At 46.4% G+C, this 19,281-nt stretch carries 18 protein-coding genes, 1 tRNA gene and 1 pseudogene; 3 read left to right on the forward strand and 17 right to left on the reverse strand.

Annotated features, from left to right (window positions below; genetic code table 11):
• Positions 1-52: 52 nt before the first annotated feature.
• From ACFPK9_RS02660 to ACFPK9_RS02670, 3 genes are all read right to left on the reverse strand, one after another.
• On the reverse strand, positions 53-1,351 hold the full coding sequence (locus tag ACFPK9_RS02660; protein WP_377093057.1) for a valine--pyruvate transaminase: 1,299 nt from the start codon (positions 1,349-1,351) through the stop codon (positions 53-55).
• A 79-nt stretch (positions 1,352-1,430) separates the two neighbouring features.
• Complete coding sequence (locus ACFPK9_RS02665) at positions 1,431-2,003, reverse strand: SH3 domain-containing protein (RefSeq protein WP_377093058.1); 573 nt, start codon at positions 2,001-2,003, stop codon at positions 1,431-1,433.
• Positions 2,004-2,307: 304 nt separating this feature from the next.
• Positions 2,308-2,619 carry a hypothetical protein gene (locus ACFPK9_RS02670; RefSeq protein ID WP_377093060.1) on the reverse strand — a complete coding sequence of 104 codons (312 nt, stop codon included), beginning with the start codon at positions 2,617-2,619 and terminating at the stop codon, positions 2,308-2,310.
• Positions 2,620-2,712: 93 nt separating this feature from the next.
• Between ACFPK9_RS02670 and ACFPK9_RS02675 the strand changes: the two genes are divergently transcribed.
• The gene (locus ACFPK9_RS02675; protein ID WP_377093061.1) at positions 2,713-3,786 is read left to right on the forward strand and encodes a mannose-1-phosphate guanylyltransferase; all 1,074 of its coding nucleotides are present in this window, start codon (positions 2,713-2,715) and stop codon (positions 3,784-3,786) included.
• A gap of 69 nt (positions 3,787-3,855) precedes the next feature.
• Here ACFPK9_RS02675 and ACFPK9_RS02680 read toward each other — a convergent pair whose 3' ends face one another.
• The 8 genes from ACFPK9_RS02680 to ACFPK9_RS02715 all read right to left on the reverse strand — a co-directional run bounded on the left by ACFPK9_RS02680 (position 3,856) and on the right by ACFPK9_RS02715 (position 10,977).
• Positions 3,856-4,740: a tyrosine recombinase gene (locus ACFPK9_RS02680; protein WP_377093063.1), complete on the reverse strand. Its 885-nt coding sequence runs from the start codon at positions 4,738-4,740 to the stop codon at positions 3,856-3,858.
• A 4-nt stretch (positions 4,741-4,744) separates the two neighbouring features.
• Positions 4,745-6,145 (reverse strand): UDP-N-acetylmuramate:L-alanyl-gamma-D-glutamyl-meso-diaminopimelate ligase, encoded by a 1,401-nt coding sequence (gene mpl / locus ACFPK9_RS02685; protein ID WP_377093064.1) that lies wholly within the window; start codon positions 6,143-6,145, stop codon positions 4,745-4,747.
• A gap of 16 nt (positions 6,146-6,161) precedes the next feature.
• Entirely contained in the window at positions 6,162-7,043 is an 882-nt protein-coding gene (locus ACFPK9_RS02690) for an HAD family hydrolase (RefSeq protein ID WP_377093065.1), read from the reverse strand.
• Between the two features lie 148 nt (positions 7,044-7,191).
• Positions 7,192-8,151: an acetyl-CoA carboxylase carboxyltransferase subunit alpha gene (locus tag ACFPK9_RS02695; RefSeq protein WP_377093066.1), complete on the reverse strand. Its 960-nt coding sequence runs from the start codon at positions 8,149-8,151 to the stop codon at positions 7,192-7,194.
• 42 nt (positions 8,152-8,193) lie between these two features.
• Positions 8,194-9,093 (reverse strand): LysM peptidoglycan-binding domain-containing protein, encoded by a 900-nt coding sequence (locus tag ACFPK9_RS02700; protein ID WP_377093068.1) that lies wholly within the window; start codon positions 9,091-9,093, stop codon positions 8,194-8,196.
• A gap of 18 nt (positions 9,094-9,111) precedes the next feature.
• The gene (locus tag ACFPK9_RS02705; RefSeq protein WP_377093069.1) at positions 9,112-9,639 is read right to left on the reverse strand and encodes a hypothetical protein; all 528 of its coding nucleotides are present in this window, start codon (positions 9,637-9,639) and stop codon (positions 9,112-9,114) included.
• 158 nt (positions 9,640-9,797) lie between these two features.
• Positions 9,798-10,034 carry an acyl carrier protein gene (acpP, locus tag ACFPK9_RS02710; protein ID WP_377090132.1) on the reverse strand — a complete coding sequence of 79 codons (237 nt, stop codon included), beginning with the start codon at positions 10,032-10,034 and terminating at the stop codon, positions 9,798-9,800.
• 76 nt (positions 10,035-10,110) lie between these two features.
• The gene (locus ACFPK9_RS02715; protein ID WP_377093070.1) at positions 10,111-10,977 is read right to left on the reverse strand and encodes a hypothetical protein; all 867 of its coding nucleotides are present in this window, start codon (positions 10,975-10,977) and stop codon (positions 10,111-10,113) included.
• 176 nt (positions 10,978-11,153) lie between these two features.
• Between ACFPK9_RS02715 and selD the strand changes: the two are divergent.
• Together selD and ACFPK9_RS02725 are read left to right on the forward strand one after the other, a co-directional pair.
• Positions 11,154-12,152: pseudogene (gene selD, locus ACFPK9_RS02720) on the forward strand (selenide, water dikinase SelD); the annotation flags it as partial.
• A gap of 26 nt (positions 12,153-12,178) precedes the next feature.
• Entirely contained in the window at positions 12,179-12,421 is a 243-nt protein-coding gene (locus ACFPK9_RS02725) for a YkvA family protein (RefSeq protein WP_377093071.1), read from the forward strand.
• Between the two features lie 19 nt (positions 12,422-12,440).
• Here ACFPK9_RS02725 and ACFPK9_RS02730 read toward each other — a convergent pair.
• From ACFPK9_RS02730 to ACFPK9_RS02755, 6 genes are all read right to left on the reverse strand, one after another.
• Positions 12,441-12,535 (reverse strand) — tRNA-Sec (locus ACFPK9_RS02730).
• A 226-nt stretch (positions 12,536-12,761) separates the two neighbouring features.
• Positions 12,762-13,535, reverse strand: a complete 774-nt coding sequence (locus ACFPK9_RS02735) for a hypothetical protein (protein ID WP_377093072.1) — start codon at positions 13,533-13,535, stop codon at positions 12,762-12,764.
• A 274-nt stretch (positions 13,536-13,809) separates the two neighbouring features.
• Positions 13,810-14,382 (reverse strand): prepilin-type N-terminal cleavage/methylation domain-containing protein, encoded by a 573-nt coding sequence (locus tag ACFPK9_RS02740; RefSeq protein ID WP_377093074.1) that lies wholly within the window; start codon positions 14,380-14,382, stop codon positions 13,810-13,812.
• Positions 14,383-14,454: 72 nt separating this feature from the next.
• Complete coding sequence (locus ACFPK9_RS02745; protein WP_377093075.1) at positions 14,455-15,750, reverse strand: type II secretion system F family protein; 1,296 nt, start codon at positions 15,748-15,750, stop codon at positions 14,455-14,457.
• An 89-nt stretch (positions 15,751-15,839) separates the two neighbouring features.
• A complete protein-coding gene (locus ACFPK9_RS02750; protein WP_377093076.1) occupies positions 15,840-17,510 on the reverse strand; it encodes a GspE/PulE family protein in 1,671 nt (556 codons plus the stop codon).
• 34 nt (positions 17,511-17,544) lie between these two features.
• On the reverse strand, positions 17,545-19,200 hold the full coding sequence (locus ACFPK9_RS02755) for a GspE/PulE family protein (RefSeq protein ID WP_377093077.1): 1,656 nt from the start codon (positions 19,198-19,200) through the stop codon (positions 17,545-17,547).
• Positions 19,201-19,281: the final 81 nt, after the last annotated feature.

Consider the following 19,281-nt stretch of genomic DNA (forward strand, 5'->3'; position numbering starts at 1 on the left):
GAGTTTCAGCGCCAAATAGTCAACGGCCGTTTTTCAACGAATTGCTAACATTTCACATTTTCGCCAAGTAAACCTTCTTAACTTCTTCCCCAATAATTCGAATTCCTTCTCTCACCACAGCCTCATCCATCGTAAATGTCACGCGGATACACTCATCACGGTGCTTCCAGTCAGACTCATTGAGCCCGAAGAAAAAATAACTCCCAGAAACGATTAATACTCCACGCGCTTTCAATCGCTCATAAAGCTCCTTCGAAGAAATCGGCATACCCTCGAACCAAATCCACAAAAATAATGCTCCCTCCGAGACGTGTACTCGATACGGTAAACTATCATCGAAAAACTCACGAACCCATCCCTGTGCCTGTCGTGACTTCTCAACATAAAATGGTTTCACCACCTCATTGCTCAACTCCAGCACCTCTCCACTCCGCACCAGCGGCTCCATAAGACACTGCCCAATATTACTATTGGCTAATCCTACAATGGCATTCATCGAAGCCACCGCCTCGGCAATCCGCTCCGGCGCTACAATGATACCAGTACGCGTGCCCGGGAGCCCAATCTTCGAAAGACTCATCGTAAGAATCGTATGCTCATTCCAAAGTGGTTTTGCATCGGCAAAAAAGATATTAGGAAATGGTGCCCCGTAGGCATTATCGATCATCAATGGGATTCCATTGGCTGCTGCGAGCTCAGACAATTTCTCCATTTCATGATCAGTCAAAACATTCCCGGAAGGATTCGTCGGTCTAGATACACAAATCGCAGCAATGCTTTCATCGATCTCTAATGCATCAAAATCCACTCTGTATTTAAATTGATGCCCACCTATCTTTTCGATTTTTGGCCGTACCGCTTTAAATAAATCATCCCCCACTGATTGATTCGCATAACCAATATATTCTGGCACAAGCGGAAGTAAAATTTTCTTCCGACTCCCACTTTTCGTACGTCCTGCCAATGCATTGAACAGAAAAAAGAAGGCAGTCTGACCACCAGCGGTTATCGCTATATTTTTTTCAGTTACCTCCCAGCCAAGCTTCTCAGAAAACATCCGAGCTAATGCTTGGATAAATTTGGGATTTCCCTTCGGCGGATCATAATTCCCAACCATCGCCTCAAATTCCCCAGGAATCTCCATCACTTCTACCATCCGGCGACGCCAAATCGCATTCATTTCAGGAATGCTACCCGGCTGTCCTCCTCCTAACATCTTGATATCGTCCCCACCACTAGCGAGAGCATTCCCAAGATCATGCATCAACTCTTCAATGCCACTTCCTTCACAAAGGTTGCTTCCAAATATAGAAAAATCAGTCATATCACTTGCAGCGTGAGCCTCACTCACGCCAGCCGATATACGAGGAGAAATGCTTTTATCCAACAGAAAAGTCCACTAGCTCGTGTCCACCTTTCTATCTTAGCTCCTACTCCGAGATCTCTTCCTCTACCAAATTAGTGACATCCTCGCTCATCTCAGCTACACCAGCATCGACCTCTTCCAACTCCTCCTGACTCACCACTACTCCCTCATTTATATCTAACTCTTCCGGTGCAGAATCCACATTTTCTATCTCTTCATTCACGACCACTTCCCCAGCTGGCATTGAATCGATTACCCCCTGTGGCACCACCATCATATCTGGTACATACCCAGCTGCATCACCATAGCTAACATGCAGGTATCTCCCTTGCGTCCCTATCACTTCTAAAACGGTGCCAGATTCTAACAACTTAGATGGTATCGCTCCGGATTTTGGATAACTCGAAAATAATGGAGTATTCACAGCCGCTACCTCCACCGTATCACCAGCGATAAATCCAGAACCCATCGGCTCCGCCGCCGGATCTGTTCGAGCAGCCCTTACATCAATCATCAGATCCAGTGGATTAACCTCGCTCGATTGCCCGATAGCATCATCTGAATTACTAACCGTACTACTACAACTGCCCAATACGGCAGCTCCACCCAACAAACAAAAAGCTTTCAGAGTTTTCATAACTCTAGAGTATCTCCCTTTGACTAGATCCGAGTCAATCATTTCTAACAGAAATTCACTGCGAATCACTTTCAACAACTCTCCTAGGAACCTTTCAACCGCCCCCCTATCGCCTAGCTTAAAGGAATCAGCTATCTAAACGTCCCTAAGCTGAATAAAGTCTCCCGCATTCTTCTTTCTCTAGATTCTCCACATTCAAGCCATTTAGGTTTGTTAAACATCCTCCCCCATTATCTCACCATAAAAAAAGCGCCGAAGTCTTTGTAAACCACGGCGCTTAACAAGTTTCTATGAGAAGAATAGATTAAATCCCTATTTCTTCACTATACATATCTACCTCAGCAGTAGGTAAACCACCATCTCTGATGCTTTCTAAGGTTTTACGATTTCCCCGACGCGTATTCGGTCCGGCGACTTTGCGTTTCACCACATCTGCCACTGTTGGAGCAATAGCGGCCACACCCAAACAAAAAAGCGATGCTGCTACTGGACGGCGTGCACCTCGATGCATCATATCTCCTAAGAAAATCCCAGCTGCCGCACCAATCAGTGCTGGAGCTGCCGCACAAGATTTGTCTGCCCACTTTCTAGAAGTTTCACAATGTCCGTAATCCATGCACTGATGCTAACCCAAATTCACGATAAAAAAAAAGCCCAAAGAACATGATTAGTACTTTTATTGGTCTTTGCCATGCCTACCCTCCTCCCCATGCCTCAGACATACGCATTAATTCTAGCAGGAGGAAGCGGAACTCGCTTCTGGCCACTCTCCCGAGACAAGAAACCTAAACAACTTCTTAACCTGCTAGGAGACACCACTCTTCTGAATCAAACCATCTCTCGTCTAGAAGGACTTATCCCTAAGGAAAATATCCTCATTCTCACCAATGAACTCCAGATCGATGAAGTCCGCCATGTTGCCAGCGAACTGCCAGCTGAAAATATTTTTGCCGAACCCGCCAAGCGCGACACCGCACCAGCTGTCGCTCTCGGTGTAGGCCTCATAGCTGCTAGAGACCCAGAAGCGATTATGATCGTACTCCCTGCAGATCAACTGATCAATGATATTGAGAGCTACCACAGTGTCCTAAGCGATGCCATCACCACCGCTCAGCACACTGAATCACTCATCACCGTCGGAATTAAACCAACATGGGCATGCCCTTCCTACGGTTACGTAGAGCGCGGTGCTCCTAGCCCACTCGCCCCAGCTGGCATTAAAAATATCCCTCATGAAGTCACTTGCTTTCGTGAAAAACCTGCGCCTGAGCTCGCAGAAAAATTTCTCAATAAAGGCAACTTCGCTTGGAATGCTGGCATGTTTATTTGGTCTATCCCGACTGTCATTAAGGAACTCAAACTTCACACCCCACAACTCGCCGAATTCATCGAAGAGCTCAAAGCTAGTGACGATCTAGCAAACACAGTTTCCGAGAAATTTAAAACACTCGCTCCTATTTCCATCGACTACGCTCTTATGGAAAAAGCTGCGCACGTGCTAAACATCGAAGCGTCATTCGATTGGGACGACGTAGGCTCCTGGATCTCTGTCTCAAAATATCTAGCAGATGCTCCTAACAAAAATAAAACAAACAGCCCACTCGAAGAGTTAGACAGCTCTAACAATATTGTCTTCACCGAATCTAAAAATACTCAAGTCGCGCTGTTAGGTGTAGACGACCTCATCGTCGTACAGACTGGGGACTCCATCCTCATTGCCAACCGCCACCAAGCAGACGACATCAAAAAACTCGTCAAAAAATTGCCGAAGGAACTGACCTAAAACTTCAGATTTGCTATCCACCTATCCTCTCTAAACGGCCAGCAACAAACTGGCCGTTTTTTATACACTTTATCCTCTAGGATGAAATTGCTGATGAATCTCTTTCAACCGCTTCTGTTCAACGTGAGTGTAGATCTGCGTCGTCGATATGTCTGAATGCCCAAGCATCTCCTGAATCACACGTAAGTCAGCACCATTCTCTAACAAATGAGTCGCAAAACTATGTCGCAACAAGTGTGGGTACAAATTACTCTCAATACCCGCTGCTACTGCACGCTGTTTCACTATCGAACGAATTCTGTCGGTGCTCAGCCCACCACCACGCACTGAAATAAAAATATGCGAGGAAGTCCTCGGCTTCACTAGTTCCTTGCGCTCGGAAACGAGATACAGCTCGATAGCCTTTTGCGCCGCCATCCCAACGGGCACAATTCGTGTCTTGCCCCCCTTACCTGTCACTCGTACCATCCCTTCTTGCTGATCATAATTTTCTAGATGCAGCTGGCAAATCTCTGACAATCGCAGACCCGATGCGTAAAAAAGCTCAAGGATCGCCTTATCACGTTTTCCTAACTTCTTAGTCGTATCAATGGATTCAATCAACTGCGTCAAAACTTCTAACGACATAGTATTCGGCAAGTGAGATTCCACCCTAGGAGCTAACAAGGGCTCAGCTGGATCGTGTACCAAAATCGAACGCGAAGCTAAATACCGAAAGAAAACCTTTAAGTGAACCACAAGTATCCGCAGCGATGAAGAAGCTAATCCCTCCTCCTTACGCACCTGCACGAAACTCGCTAACTCCTCAGTCCCTATATCTGAAAGCGGTAACTGCTTAGCCTCACTCCAGCATTTAAGACTTTCTAAACTTTGTCTAACTGAGTTCTGATAAGATACTGAGAGCCCCCGCTCGACTGCGAGGTACATGATAAAGCTCTCAATTTCTTGCTGCATTCCGCTAGGCGTTTACTGACAATTTAAGGGAATTTAGAATCTTGTCATGAATACCACCAAAGCCACCATTACTTAATACTGCAATCACATCCCCCTCTTTTACATTGTCGCTCACATGCTCAACAATTTCATCTACTGTCTCAAAAAACCACCCATCGGTACCTCTCGCATTCACATCATTAATCAGTGTCTGGGGCGATAAACGGTCAGCTTCCTCGACTTTGCTTGCATCTGGCACGCCAGCCACAATCGCCTTGTCAGCACGAGCAAGAGCACTCGCTAGTTCCTTCTGAAAAATATTTCTTCGGGTAGTGTTAGAACGCGGCTCAAAAATCACCCAGAGATCCTTCGGCGAGTATTTCTGACGCAACGCATCTACAGCCAAATTAATGGCCGTCGGATGATGCGCAAAATCATCAACCACTTTCACACCACGCTCTACACCGCGTAGCTGCTGACGACGAGCAATCCCCAAAAAGCCTAACAGCCCTTTGCGAATTTCATCTGCACTAAATCCTGAAAATAACGCCGAACAAACTGCCATCGCAGCATTGCGAACATTAAACTCACCAGACATTGGGATCGTATAGCGCTCACCATTCAGAGTGAAACTACTGTTCTCTCCCTCGTACTCAACTCCCTCAATCTTCACATCACAATCATCTGCGAAGCCCACCTTAGTAATCGGAGACGGAGCGCCATCAGCGACCTCCAGACAATTGGGATCATCCCCATTGATAAATGCCATGCCAGAGCGAGGAACAATGTTCAACAAACGACGGAAAGTAAGTTTAATATCTTCGATAGAATCGTAAATATCTGCGTGATCAAACTCGATATTATTCACCACCACTACTTCTGGTAGATAATGAAGAAATTTCGAACGCTTGTCGAAAAATGCCGTGTCGTATTCATCACCCTCGAGCACTACAAATTCGGAATCAGTAAAGCGCGCTCCCTCTCCCATATTAGTCGGAATACCACCAATCATGTGACTCGGATTTGCCCCAGCAGATTCTAACAACCATGTAAGAATCGAGCTAGTCGTCGTCTTCCCATGCGTTCCCGTCATCACTAAATTACGCTTCCCACGTAGGAAATGCTCTTTCAGAACTTCTGGCAAAGAAACATAGAGTAACTTGCGATCGAGCGCTGCTTCAGCCTCCTCATTGCCACGGCTAATCGCATTGCCTATAACAATCACATCCGTATCTTCAGGTATATTTCCAGCAGTAAAACCTGCAGTGATCTCGACTCCTTGCGATTCTAAAAATGTCGACATCGGTGGATACACATTTTCATCTGACCCCGTCACTCGGTAACCACGATTTTTCATCGCTGCTGCCACTGATCCCATCGCTGTGCCACAGACTCCCACGAAGTGGAAATTTTTCTTCTCACTCATATTCTCTATCTATCCTCTAAAATGTTGGAGCAGCGATTGTTCCGCTGTCTTTTTCCTGCTTACGGTTTGTAAGAATTCGATCCGCAATCTCTGTCACCATTTGTTCCAAAATCAATCGTAAATGGCTCCCCGCCCGATAATCTGCAGGTGCTATATTGCGAACCCGATCAGAGCGCGTGCTCAATTGGTAACATTTTTGGAAGCTCTTCCGTGACTGATCCTCTGGATTGTAAACTGCAATCGAATGTCCTCCATTGCGCTTCATCACGGTGAAACACGGCACATCCGTCGGCCCGTCGCCGATATAAACCATATTTGAAAACGGAATAGGCCGTAACTCCTTAGGCATGTGATCATTCACATCTTCATCGTGTCGCAATAAGCCTTTATTAATTCTAAAAAGGTACTGAGTCTTGGTCGTATGAGAAATGGCGCGCTTCGGAAAACTAATCACTCCACGTTCATCTTCACCATATTCGCAGCCATAAATTTCCTTAAAATATTTAGCCAGTGAACTACCATCCATCAAAGCCTTCAGACCAGAGGACACAATGTAATGTTCAATCTTGATCCCTGCTGAGCGATGAGCCTCATTCAGGCAAACAGCTTCGATCTCCTCAAACACCTCAGGCACTCCCGGGAAAAAACTTAAATTAGCACCGAGCTCACTCAAACGCGCATTCGACACGCCATCCATCGCTAAGTTATCCAATAAACATTTCAAATAGGCTAGCTCTCCATCCCACTTCTGCTCCTTCACTAAAGTATTACATTGATTCCAGAAAGATTCAGGGCGAATCCCAAATTCAGGAAACAAAACATCGTCCTGCATGTAACTTGGGCTTAGCGTGTGGTCGTAATCATAGACAAGCGCTATGGTGCTTTGGGGTATAGCCATATTTTCTACTAAATAAGTACTCGAAACTCGCTCTCTCTGGCAATCAAATAGAGCCGAACGACATAGATGTTATAAAACAAAAAGCCTAACAGCGTTAACTGCTAGGCCGTGTAGGCAAATTGATTTACTGTTCAATGTGGCTGACGCCTTATTCACTCTGCCATTCTCCGTACTTGCGGAATTTTTGGTAGCGAGCTTCTAACATATCCTCAGTGCTGAGAGCTTGCACTTCTTTTAAATGCTTCATCACCACTTCTTTAAAATTCGCAGCCGCAGCCGCGTGATCATGATGCGCACCTCCTTTTGGCTCCTGCACAACCTCATCAATCAAGTTGAGTTCAGCAAGGTCAGGCGCCGCAATCTTCATTGCTTCAGCGGCCTCAGGCGCATGCTTACGGTGCTTCCAGAGAATCGCGGCACAACCTTCAGGTGAAATCACCGAGTAATAAGCATTCTCCATCATTAAAACGCGATCAGCCACACCGATCCCCAGCGCACCACCAGAGCCTCCTTCACCTAACACACAGGCAATAATCGGCACTTTCAGCAGCGACATTTCACGAAGATTGAATGCAATAGCTTCAGCAATGTTGCGCTCTTCCGCTCCAATACCAGGGAAAGCACCCGGAGTATCAATCATACAGACCACCGGTAGCCCAAAACGCTCAGCTATCTTCATCAATCTCAAGGCCTTGCGATATCCTTCTGGATGCGCACTACCAAAGTTGCGTAAAAGGTTTTCTTTAGTGTCACGACCTTTTTGGTGCCCTATCACGACTACTCGCTGGTCGCCAATCATCGCAAAACCACCTGGCATAGAATGATCATCGCCGATATGGCGATCACCGTGAAGTTCACAAAAATCGTCAAACGCGTGAACCACGTAATCTAACATAAACGGACGGTTTGTATGTCTAGCGATCTGTACACGTTGCCACGGAGTAAGATTGTTGTAAATCTCATTCCTAGTCTCCTGGAGTTTCTGCTCCATCGAAGAAATCTGCTCGCTCATATCAATATCTTGCGAGTCAGATTTCGCCTTTAGTTTCTGAATCTCGGACTCGAGTTCAGCAATCGGTTGTTCAAATTCTAGCGGCTTGATGCTCATAAATTTTTGCTACCTTGTATGATTTCCTAGCGGAGGCAAAGTCTAATATCGGATTTCTACAGAATTCCCCGTCCTTAAAAGCAGAGAAATTTCCTCCATGTCCGAGTTATCCAAATAAAGTGCTTCGATATCCTCAGAAACCTTCTCTTTCATAGGTCGAATCTCTACCTGAGGACTCTTGATCACCACTACTTTTTCCGCACTTCTGTAGTCAGAATCGAGCAATTTCACCTTCCTCTCCCCCGATTGAGCCTCAATAGCTAACACACTTGTCTTAGCCACATCTTTCCCCTCAGGGAAATGAGCCGCCTTGATCTCGTACCCTTTAATGTAACGAGGGCCATCCCACAAACTCACCACATTCCGACGCATATCGATCACTAATCGAAAATCTAACTCCATCAACTTAAACTTGTCTCCAGGATGTAATCGATCGGTCCGCTGCATGTCATTAAGGAACATCACCAGATCTAACTTCGTGTTGTGGTCCCGCACGATCTTATAAAAAGAATCCCCACTTTTGACCGTGTAATCAATCAACTCAGCAAATTCTTTACCGCTAAACAGCCGATCCATATTCATCTCCCCCAGAATCCGTCTCGCCTCCGGAGCTGATACCGCTGTCGGATAATAAGTGTTCACATACTTGAGCTTCTCCTCCGCCGCCACATAATCCCCTTTTTCCAAAAGATCTCTCGCCGCTTCAAATGCGCGCTCCCCCGGTGTCACATCCGGAATGCTCTCAACCTCTAGTTTCGCTAGTAATGATTCAATCGCTTCTTTACTGTGATTCTTTGCCGGAATCACAGCCTCAAGCTTATTCGCAGGTGCTTGCTCGACCGCGTCGGAGAAAAAAGCTCTCCGGGCAATCACTAGGGTGCCAGCTAGCACTGATAGCACCAGTACTGCTGCTATAAATTTTATAAGGGTGGATACTCGCATCTGCTTACGCAGGCGACCTTACAGTAAGCCGCGACGTTTGAAATCAAATTGGTTAATTGATTGTGATTTTTCAATCATATCAATCGTGAACTTGAGCAAGCCAATCTCCCAAGCATCGTCCACACCTTCGACCACCGCCATCATTGGATCGTCCTCACGATACGCTTCTTCTAAAACTCGTTCTTTCACCATTTCCAAGTTGTCACTGATGATTTCCTCGTGCACTTGAGTGCGCTTAAATTGAAAGCCGTATTGGAAAAAAACCGGCTCTTGCCCATTTTTTTTCATCCAATCAAGTAACTCGCGCGCCTTTTCGTCAAAACCCTCAAGCTCCACAGAATTGTACGAGGCCGGCTTAATGATCTGCGGCTTCTGCGCCTCCACTTCACCTCTACGAACTCGCACTTTACCCACCGTATCCATCAACTCGCTAATAATGGTGAAACGAAAACGCGTCGCATTAAAGGTGTCAATACGGCGGTCTGGTTCGCGAAGAACCTTCGTTTGCTCCATAGCATATTGGATGGCGTCGATCTCTGGCTTCATAAAGTGTCTCGTTAAATGATACTAGTAGTGATTTAGCAATTCCCACACCAAGCTACCCGAACTCAGTAAGATTGCAAAAAATGAAAAAAAGAGCGCACTCACAATACATGAGGCGCCCTCTAAAGTAATCTCAATTTCAGGCTCTCGCCTGAGCGTGATTAGGAAACTTTCTCGATGTACGCGATAACGTCGCTCACAGCTGTAAGCTTCTCAGCCTCTTCGTCAGGCACTTCGATGCCAAACTCTTCTTCGAAAGCCATAACAAGCTCAACTGTGTCAAGGGAATCAGCGCCAAGATCGTCGATGAACTTGGACTCAGCTTTAACCTGATCTGGAGTTACGTTGAGTTGCTCAACGACGATATCTTTTACTTTTTGTTCGATTGAATCAGACATGGTAAATGGTTGTTTTAGGTTAGTTAATTATAATTAACTGATTTCTGTGAATACCTAGCACCTGCGGAATTGGCAATCACGAATTTGTCGCTTCCTTAGAATTTTTCTCTTCCCCGAGAACAGGCATTTTATCTTCCTCAGAGCTTTCCTCGTCCGCCTTCTCAAACTCAATCACTTCCCCCTTAAAACGCTCCATGATATATTCGTAAAGCCGTTCTGCCGGCTGACCGTCCTTTTCCTTGAACTGTCCATAGATCATTCCATCCACCTTCACCTTTTTCATCGCGCCCGATTCATCTTCATACTCGATCACAGCCATTCCCTTCACATCCCACTTCCGAGCATCGATTCTACGCATCGCAGAGTAGGGAACCTTCTTCCCTCCCGGAGCAATGTACGCAGTCTCTGTCACCATCATTTTCCGAGACAATGTCCGTAAAAATAAAAACAGCACCACCAAAACCAAGACTCCACAAATCCCCGCCATATAGAATTGCTCATTCAGCTTCCCTTGGTCGTAAATTTTCTCTGACGGCTCAAAGTCCCACCCCTTCTCTCCAGTATACGCACGCCAGATCGAGGACGCACCATCCGATGTATTCTTCAGCTTTTCAAAGCTTTCCGCACTCGCCAACACCGCAGGCCAAGTCTGCTCTCTATCAAAATCTGCAGGAAGTGGGCATTCCTCCTCAGGCAATGTCGGTATCTTCGCCGTACTAGCGAACTCATTCCACTCCGCAGCTCCCTCGAATTTATCAGCCTCTTGAGGAGCGATGCTAGTGAATAATTTGTGGAACACAAAATGTTCATTTTTCTCACGGTATCCGACAGTCCCATCGTGATAAAATAAATAGGCGAACACGCCAAACATCAACAGAATGAGTATCGCTCGGATTTTAATCCATTGAGTAGGCTTACAGACAATTACAGGGTTTTCAGACATCGAGGAGAGTTTGGTGCTTCAAACGAAGTTTTTGATTGAATGCAGATACACAATCAGCCCCGTGTAAAAAATCAACCAATATCGCTGGAACTTTTACCATTACTGTCTAACTATACACTATCATGAGTAAGGATACCATCACTCGTCTAACTACTATGGCTGCCTGCGGCGGTTGAGCTTCTAAGCTCGACCCAGCGTCACTCGCTCAGGTTCTGAGCGAGCTTCCTAGTATATCTGACCCCAACCTTCTTGTCGGCTCTGCGACCGCTGACGATGCCGGCGTGTACAAATTAGACGACCAGCGCGCCCTCGTTCAGACTCTCGACTTCTTCACCCCCATCGCAGACGACCCTTTCCTCTACGGCCAAATCGCCGCCGCTAACTCACTTTCTGATGTCTACGCCATGGGTGGCCGACCAATCACCGCCATGGCCATCGCCGGCATGCCTGCCGACAAGCTCAGCAACCACGAAATCGCAGAAATCTTTCGCGGCGGAGCCGAAATAGTCAAACGCGCCAACTGCGCGCTCGTCGGTGGCCACACCATTAAAAATCCAGAACCCATCTACGGGCTCTCAGTCACAGGCATCGTCCACCCCGATCGCTACCTAGCTAACGCGCACGCAAAGGACGGCGACATCCTCATCCTTACAAAACCCCTCGGCACCGGCATCATCGCCACCGCTAACAAAAAAGGCGCCTGCAGCCCCGAGCTCAATCAGCAAGCTATCGATGCCATGATCACCTTAAACACCGCTGGCGCCGACCTCGGTGAACAAGGTCTCGTCAATGCCTGCACTGACATCACCGGCTTCGGACTGCTCGGACACCTGCGTGAAATTGCCGATGGCTCAAAGCTAACAGCAACTCTCAACATCAAAGCCGTCCCTGTCATCAACAACGAAGTCTACTCACTCATCGACCGTTGTCTCGTACCAGGCGGCTCTATGAAAAATCTCGAAAACGTCGAACCCTTCGTGAAATTTGAGCCATCCGTCACCGGCGCTCAGAAACTTCTCCTTGCAGACGCCCAAACCTCAGGCGGCCTTCTTCTCTCCGTCTCCCCTGCTGACAAACAAGCCGTGCTAGACATTCTAGCAGAACATAACAGCCTCTGCGCCGCTGAAATAGGTACCATCATTGCCCGCCAAGACCACAGTATTCACTGTACCTAAGCCGCCTAATGACACTTTGAAACTTCATGAAAAAACTCCTCTCAGTCCTCGGCACACTCGCCAGCATCATCTACCTATTGAACCCAAGCGCCGGCTTTCTAGAAATCATCCCTGACAACATCCCCTTCTTCGGAAATGTCGACGAAGCCTCCATCACTCTACTTCTAGTCTACTGCCTCTCAAACCTAGGCATCAACCTCCCCTTCCTCAGCAAATCAAAGCCATCAAATAAATCCACCGGCTATAGTACTGACAACAAACAGAAGTGACACCCCCATGTTCTAGCATTGGCGGAGAGGCAAGGAATCGAACCAAGCCAGGACCATAACAGCCCTACAACGGTTTTGAAGACCGCGGCGACCACCAGGCACGCAACACTCTCCAATGCTTATTCTAAGAAGTTGTGCGACTCTAACACAGCATGCGAGTCACACAACTAAGAGTTTCTATTCACAGCTCTATTCCAGCTAAAGCTCCAAAAACACCATCATCTTAATTTCCGTTAGGCAAACCACAAGATGTTAAGCGGGCATCATCGTACTAGACGCGCAAATAAAAAGGCGCAACTCCGATGAGCTACGCCTTATCAAATTTTAATGTACTAACAGTTTAATCTTTATCCTGAAGTTCAGATGATTCTTGTGTAGTATCAGCCTCTGGAACCTTGGATTCGGTCTTTTGAGCAGCTTGCTCTAGCTTTTCAGTCTCCTTCTTTTCTTCACTAGGTTTATCCTGGCGTTGGCGACGTGGCTGAACTTGCTGTTTAGTTGCGGTACGGCGGCCTTGCTCTTCGAGGAAGATTTCAGCTAATCTGAAACTGCGCTTCGCAAGATCACGGCCTTCCTTATCACCGATCAAGGCCAGCCCCTCTTCATTGACTTCACCGATGAAAACTTTCCACGCTTTTTTACTCAGCTCTTTGCCATCGACTTGAACCTGCTGTTGTTGTGGTGGTTGCTGCGGCTCACCTTTATCGCGATTACGACGACCACGACGGTTACGCCCTTTATTTTGGCCGTTATTCTCTTGAGTAGAGTTTTCAGCTCTAGGCTCCTTATTGGATTCTCTAGCTTCGCTCTGTGGCTCGTTTGGTTTAACATTCTGATTGGAGCTCTCTTCCGCGGAGTTTTGTTGCTCCTCAGATTTCTGAGTGCGAACATCACGTACGCCTTGGACTGGCTCCTTACGATCCGACTTTTCAGACACTTCTGGAGTTGGTGAAGCTTCTACAGGTGCAGGTTCTGGATTTCTCTTTACTACTTTACGCGCTGTTTTTTTCTTAGGCGCTACTTCGGCGCTGCTCTCTTCTGGAGATGCTTCTACTTCAGCTTTGGGACTACGTTTACGCGCCGCTTTCTTAGTGGCAGTCTTTTTTGTGCTCATGTTATATGTTCCAAGCTCTGATTGTCGCAGACTTAGAAATAAATGGTTGGTCTAGGAAAGGTACTTAGCTAGGCGCAGAATGCAGGCTCGATAGCCTAAGTACCTTAATAGAATTTGCGAAATCTTCGCGCTCGCACCTAGCGAGCTCTAAACAAAAATTTCTGATAGTGAGAAACGCTATATAGGCCTATCTGTAAAGCTTATTAGCCTACTCAAACAAAAAAAAGCACTCACAGAATGAGTGCTTTCATAGTGATCTATAATCTCTTGGAATCTACCAATTCTTGATATCGTCCTCAGTATCAAACTCTAGGTCTGGACCTGCTGACCAAATATCAAAACCTCCTTCGACATTGTTGTTCAAATCTTCCCCATCGATATGAAATTTATAGCGGATCGGAGTTCGCCAAGGGTCGATGATTTCCAAGTCATCATTGAGGTACTTCCCTTTCCCTTGATAATTAGGGTCCATCTCAGGAAATGCTGGTTCAATCTCACCAGCATCATAACTACCATTAGCCTTAAAGTCCCCTGAGAGAAATGCATATAAGTTCTGACTCGAACCATCACTTCCATCACCGCTAGGATACTGGCTGTCTCCATCTAAGATACCACTAGCTTCTAAAGCGTCCAAGCTGTCGCCCGTAAAGCGCTCATTGACTCGATTCTCCAAACTTGTCGACAAGTTCTCAATCATTAACTCAGCTTGAGTCACACGCGCATTGCGGTTCACCAGCATATAAGTACCAAAGCCTATGCTCCCGAGTATCGCTAGAATCACCATCACAGCTAGCACTTCTACCATCGAGAAGCCTCTTACTCGCGCTTGTTGTTTTAAAATTTTCATAGTCTAAATTATCATAAATAAACATCCACACCAAATCATTAGCGTGGATGCTATATTAGAGGAAAACTAGTTCTAGCCTCCCATTGATTGAATCATCTTGATCAGCGGTAGGAACATCGCAAACACGATGGACCCCACGATACCAGCCAAGAATACAATCATTACAGGTTCGATGATAGACGTAAGCGCTGTTACAGAACTATCCACCTCATCATCGTAAACGTCTGCGATTTTCAAGAGCATATCAGGCAGTTGGCCAGTCTCCTCACCCACATCGACCATCGAAATGACCATTGGAGGAAATACTGGAGACGCTTGTAGAGGTGTCACGATAGACTCACCCTCTTTAACCGCATCATGAACCCTATCAATTGCCTCAGACACTACGACATTTCCTGCAGTCTCACGGGTAATGCCTAAAGCCTGTAGGATTGGAACACCGGAAGTAACAAGCGTACCTAAAGTACGACTAAATCTAGCAATGGCACTTTTGCGCTGAATGTCACCCAAAAGTGGCAACTTCAGCTTTATGGTATCAAGCGCTTTACGACCACCTTTTGTTTTGCCCCAGGATTGAATGCCAATAAAGATAAGTCCGGCGATAATGATTCCCCACACAGCAGTTGGTAAACCAGCTCTTACCGCCATCATGTTATCAGAAAAACCAAACACAATACGTGAGATCGCTGGTAGTTCAGCACCGGGTTGTCCCTCGAACATTTCCTTAAATTTAGGCACGATCACCAGCATCAAGAAAATCAAGATACCGACAGCAATGAACATCACGATCAAAGGATAGACCATTGCCGCTACGATCTTACTCTTTAACTTATCCGCTTTTTCTTGATACTCAGCAAGACGGGTAAGTACGACTTCAAGTACACCACCTAACTCACCAGCTTTCACCATGTTGACATAAAGCTTATTAAAAATCTTCGGGTGCTGGGCCAAACTTTCAGAAAATGTTGAACCGCCTTGAACTGAATCAGCAAGAGAACTCAAGGTGCCTTTCAAAACTGGATTCGGTTCCTGCTTAGCTAAAACAGTCAAACTCCGTAGCAATGGCAGCCCAGAATCGATCAAAGTCGCTAGCTGTCGCGTGAAAATCATTAGTACTTTTGATTTCACTTTGCCACCGACTTTCGACTTCACTGGCTTTTTCTTGCCTGCAGATTTAGAAGAGGCTTTCCCTTTAGGCGCTTTCACCTTTTTCGCTGCCGCTTTCGCTTTTCCAGCTTCCTCCACCTGAGTCGGGTAAAGCCCTTGGTTTCTCAATTGTTGCGCTGCCTCTGCTTGCCCAGCGGCCTCGATTACTCCCGTTTGAGGCTCGCCCTTGGCATCAAGAGCCGTATATTGAAATTTTGCCATGTGTAGTATGTGTTTTTTGAAATAGTGTTGGGTAATGTGTCGAGTTCCTCTGGCTATGAAAAGCCAAAAGAACAGATCTTTCTAGATTACTAAGTATACTTAAGAACTTCTTCGATCGTGGTGCGACCACTGTAGATGTTAGACAGACCATCTTCACGGAGTGTCCGCATACCTAGTTCAATAGCCTTTTGCTTAAGCACCACTGTCGGAGCACGCTCAGTGATTAACTCGCCAATGGGGTCTGTGATATCAAGCAATTCAAAGAGACCTTGACGTCCCTTGTAACCACTTCCGCCACAAGTATCGCAGCCACGTCCAGTGTAGAATTCTTTATCTCCTAGTTCATATGGAGAAACCCCCAATTGTGTAAGAATCGCCTCATTAGGATCATAAGGAGATCGGCAATCTGGACAGATCGTACGCACGAGACGCTGGGCGAGAACCCCTTCAAGAGACGCTGCTACCAAGAATGGCTCAACTCCCATATCAACTAGGCGAGTCACCGCACCCGGAGCATCGTTGGTGTGTAAGGTGCTCAACACTAAGTGACCCGTTAACGACGCCTGAATAGCGATCTGAGCAGTCTCCTTATCACGTATCTCACCAACCAGAATGCGGTCGGGATCCTGACGCAAGAACGCTCGTAAAATTCTCGCAAAATCTAAACCAATCGACTCATTCACCGGGACTTGAATAATTCCATCAATGTCATATTCCACCGGATCCTCAGCCGTGAGCAACTTCGCATCGATCGTATTAATCTTACGCAGAGCTGCATACAAGGTCGTTGTTTTACCAGCACCAGTAGGCCCAGTTACCACAAAAATTCCATTCGGCTTAAGAATTGTCTCTGAGATATATTCGTAGATTGGTTCGGGCAAACCAACTGACTCGAGATCAAGGTTCACACTTGAGCGATCAAGCACACGAAGTACCACACTCTCACCATGTTGAGTCGGCAAGGTAGACACACGCATGTCCACCTGACGCTCGCCAATTTGCTTAACAATACGTCCATCTTGCGGCACACGGGTTTCAGCAATGTTCATGTTAGACATCACCTTTACGCGTGAAATCACAGCCTTCGCTAAGTGAGCTGGCGGTGGTGACATTTCAAACAAACCTCCGTCCACACGATAGCGAATTTTAAAATCATTATCAAATGGCTCGAAATGAATATCTGAAGCTTTCTCTTTAATCGCTTGGAATAAAACCAAATCAACGTACCGAATAATTGGAGCCGAATTCGCCTCTGAAGCGACATCCTCAGTCCCATCAGCATTCAGTGTAGTATCTAACTCATTGAGTAAACTTGCTGCAGAATTACCTTCGCCGCCGTAATACTCGTCGATTTTTTCTTCGATTAAAAATTCAGGAGCAACTGCCACGATCACCTCTTTCCCTAGAGCAAAGCGAAGATCCTCCGCAGTTTGAGCATTGAGTGGGTCACTTAAAACGACATGCAACCCCTCTGGACCGACTCCCACTGGTAGAGCTCCATGCAAGCGAGCTGTCCCAGCCGGAATTTCAGCTAATAGCTCTGGCGACGGAACGAAACTCTGAAGATCTATAAGCTCAGCACTGAGCTCAGACGCAATCACTGGCCATACTTCATCTTTCGAGGAAATCACGTCAAAGTCAGCCAATGTCTCAGCCATGGTTTTCCCACTGGCTTCCATCGTCGCTTCAATGTCTTGGGCTAGGTACTTGTCTACCATGCCACGACCCATGAAAATTTCTAAAACTTGTTGGTTATCCATTTCTCTATAAATTTGTTATATTTCTTTCCACTCATTAACCAACATCGGACATTGTTACGCCGATCACTTCAGCAGCAGAGGTTAAGCCCGCTTGTACCTTCCGAATCCCATCCTCTCTCAAGGTGCGCATTCCTAGCTCTCTCGCTCGTTTCCTCAACTGTGGAGATGTGAGGTTCTCATTAATCATATGACGAACTTCATCGTCCACCTCTAGAATTTCAAAGATTCCCATACGTCCTTTATAGCCATTATTCCGACACTGATCACATCCCTGTGGTCCGAAAATCGTGCTATTAGCAGCCTGCATAGGATCGATATCTAACAAGCGCAGTTCGCGCTCATCCAGCGTTGCTGGAGCTTTACACACAGGACAAAGCTTACGTACTAGACGCTGAGCTATCACAGCCCGAACAGCTGAGGCTACGAGGAAACGCTTCACGCCAATATCAGCCAAACGTGCAACTGCACTCGGGGCATCGTTCGTGTGCAGTGTGGATAATACTAAGTGACCTGTGAGTGACGCGTTGATTGCAATGTTTGCAGTCTCAGCATCACGAATCTCACCCACCATGATGACGTTAGGAGCCTGACGTAGCATCGCTCTCAGCGCAGCTGCAAAAGTCATTCCAACATCCGTCTTCACCATAACCTGATTGATACCAGGCATTTCATATTCCACCGGATCTTCTACCGTGATGATCTTACGATCTGGCTTATTGATATAGTTCAAACAAGCGTAGAGAGTCGTCGTCTTACCAGAACCAGTCGGACCAGTTACCAAAATAATACCATCAGGGAATTTGATGTAGCGTCGGAAATCCTCTTGGTCATCCGACAAAAACCCTAATTCTCCCAAACCAAGAACCAAGGCCGATTTATCAAGAATACGCATAACGATACTCTCACCATGATTACTCGGTACACTAGAAACACGAAGATCGATATCTTTATTGCCAGCCTTGATCTGAATACGCCCATCTTGAGGTAAACGCTTCTCAGCAATACTCATAGTTCCGCTCATCACCTTTAAGCGAGCAATGATAGCTGGAAGCAACTTCTTCGGATGACTCGCCACTTCGATAAGCTTCCCATCCACCCGATAACGAATACGCAGTGACGCCTCCAAAGGCTCAATGTGAATATCACTTGCTCGCATACGCAAGGACTCACTTAAAATATCCTGCACCATCTTAATGATCGGTGCATCACTTGAATCAGCTTCGCCCTCCGAAATAGTAAAATCATCATCAGCACTGATTGCTCCTCCGTATGCTCTCTCAATCAATTGAGAAATAGCACTCGCGGCACCACAAACTGGATTGATTTCATGACCTAACACATGAGGCAGAGTGTCTAACACCTCAAAATTAAGAGGGTCAGCTAAGGCCACTGTCAATGCGTACCCATCATAGGAAACCGGCACGACATGAAAACGTCGGGCTACATCCTCTGAAACCGCTGCAAATAATTCGGTATCTACTGCAGCATTGTACAAATCAACATATTCCATACTGGAAGCCTGTGCACAGACTTGCGCAACTTGCTCCTCGGAAATAATTCTATCATTGATGAGTTTCTCAATGATACTCTCTGCTCCTGATAACTGAGTTCGCGCTTGCGCAATATCATCATGACCAATAAGGCCTGCCTCAGTAATCAGTTCTATCAAGTAATCTTCGTTTGAATACACGGATTTCTATTCTATCGGGTAAAGGGAAAGGTTTTTGGGTGTTAGACCAAGCTACACTGTAAAGGTGTAAATTGACCGGTT

The sequence above is a fragment of the Rubritalea spongiae genome (assembly GCF_042652385.1).
GTDB lineage: Bacteria > Verrucomicrobiota > Verrucomicrobiia > Verrucomicrobiales > Akkermansiaceae > Rubritalea > Rubritalea spongiae.

Bases quoted from the DNA above. Each gene is read 5' to 3' on its own strand.
- ACFPK9_RS02705 (WP_377093069.1), bottom strand. From the start codon at position 9,639: ATGAAGCCAGAGATCGACGCCATCCAATATGCTATGGAGCAAACGAAG.
- ACFPK9_RS02715 (WP_377093070.1), bottom strand. From the start codon at position 10,977: ATGTCTGAAAACCCTGTAATTGTCTGTAAGCCTACTCAATGGATTAAA.
- ACFPK9_RS02735 (WP_377093072.1), bottom strand. From the start codon at position 13,535: ATGAGCACAAAAAAGACTGCCACTAAGAAAGCGGCGCGTAAACGTAGT.
- ACFPK9_RS02675 (WP_377093061.1), top strand. From the start codon at position 2,713: ATGCCTCAGACATACGCATTAATTCTAGCAGGAGGAAGCGGAACTCGC.
- ACFPK9_RS02750 (WP_377093076.1), bottom strand. From the start codon at position 17,510: ATGGATAACCAACAAGTTTTAGAAATTTTCATGGGTCGTGGCATGGTA.
- ACFPK9_RS02670 (WP_377093060.1), bottom strand. From the start codon at position 2,619: ATGGATTACGGACATTGTGAAACTTCTAGAAAGTGGGCAGACAAATCT.
- ACFPK9_RS02725 (WP_377093071.1), top strand. From the start codon at position 12,179: ATGAAAAAACTCCTCTCAGTCCTCGGCACACTCGCCAGCATCATCTAC.
- mpl (WP_377093064.1), bottom strand. From the start codon at position 6,145: ATGAGTGAGAAGAAAAATTTCCACTTCGTGGGAGTCTGTGGCACAGCG.
- ACFPK9_RS02680 (WP_377093063.1), bottom strand. From the start codon at position 4,740: ATGCAGCAAGAAATTGAGAGCTTTATCATGTACCTCGCAGTCGAGCGG.
- ACFPK9_RS02745 (WP_377093075.1), bottom strand. From the start codon at position 15,750: ATGGCAAAATTTCAATATACGGCTCTTGATGCCAAGGGCGAGCCTCAA.
- ACFPK9_RS02740 (WP_377093074.1), bottom strand. From the start codon at position 14,382: ATGAAAATTTTAAAACAACAAGCGCGAGTAAGAGGCTTCTCGATGGTA.
- acpP (WP_377090132.1), bottom strand. From the start codon at position 10,034: ATGTCTGATTCAATCGAACAAAAAGTAAAAGATATCGTCGTTGAGCAA.
- ACFPK9_RS02665 (WP_377093058.1), bottom strand. From the start codon at position 2,003: ATGAAAACTCTGAAAGCTTTTTGTTTGTTGGGTGGAGCTGCCGTATTG.
- ACFPK9_RS02700 (WP_377093068.1), bottom strand. From the start codon at position 9,093: ATGCGAGTATCCACCCTTATAAAATTTATAGCAGCAGTACTGGTGCTA.
- ACFPK9_RS02690 (WP_377093065.1), bottom strand. From the start codon at position 7,043: ATGGCTATACCCCAAAGCACCATAGCGCTTGTCTATGATTACGACCAC.
- ACFPK9_RS02695 (WP_377093066.1), bottom strand. From the start codon at position 8,151: ATGAGCATCAAGCCGCTAGAATTTGAACAACCGATTGCTGAACTCGAG.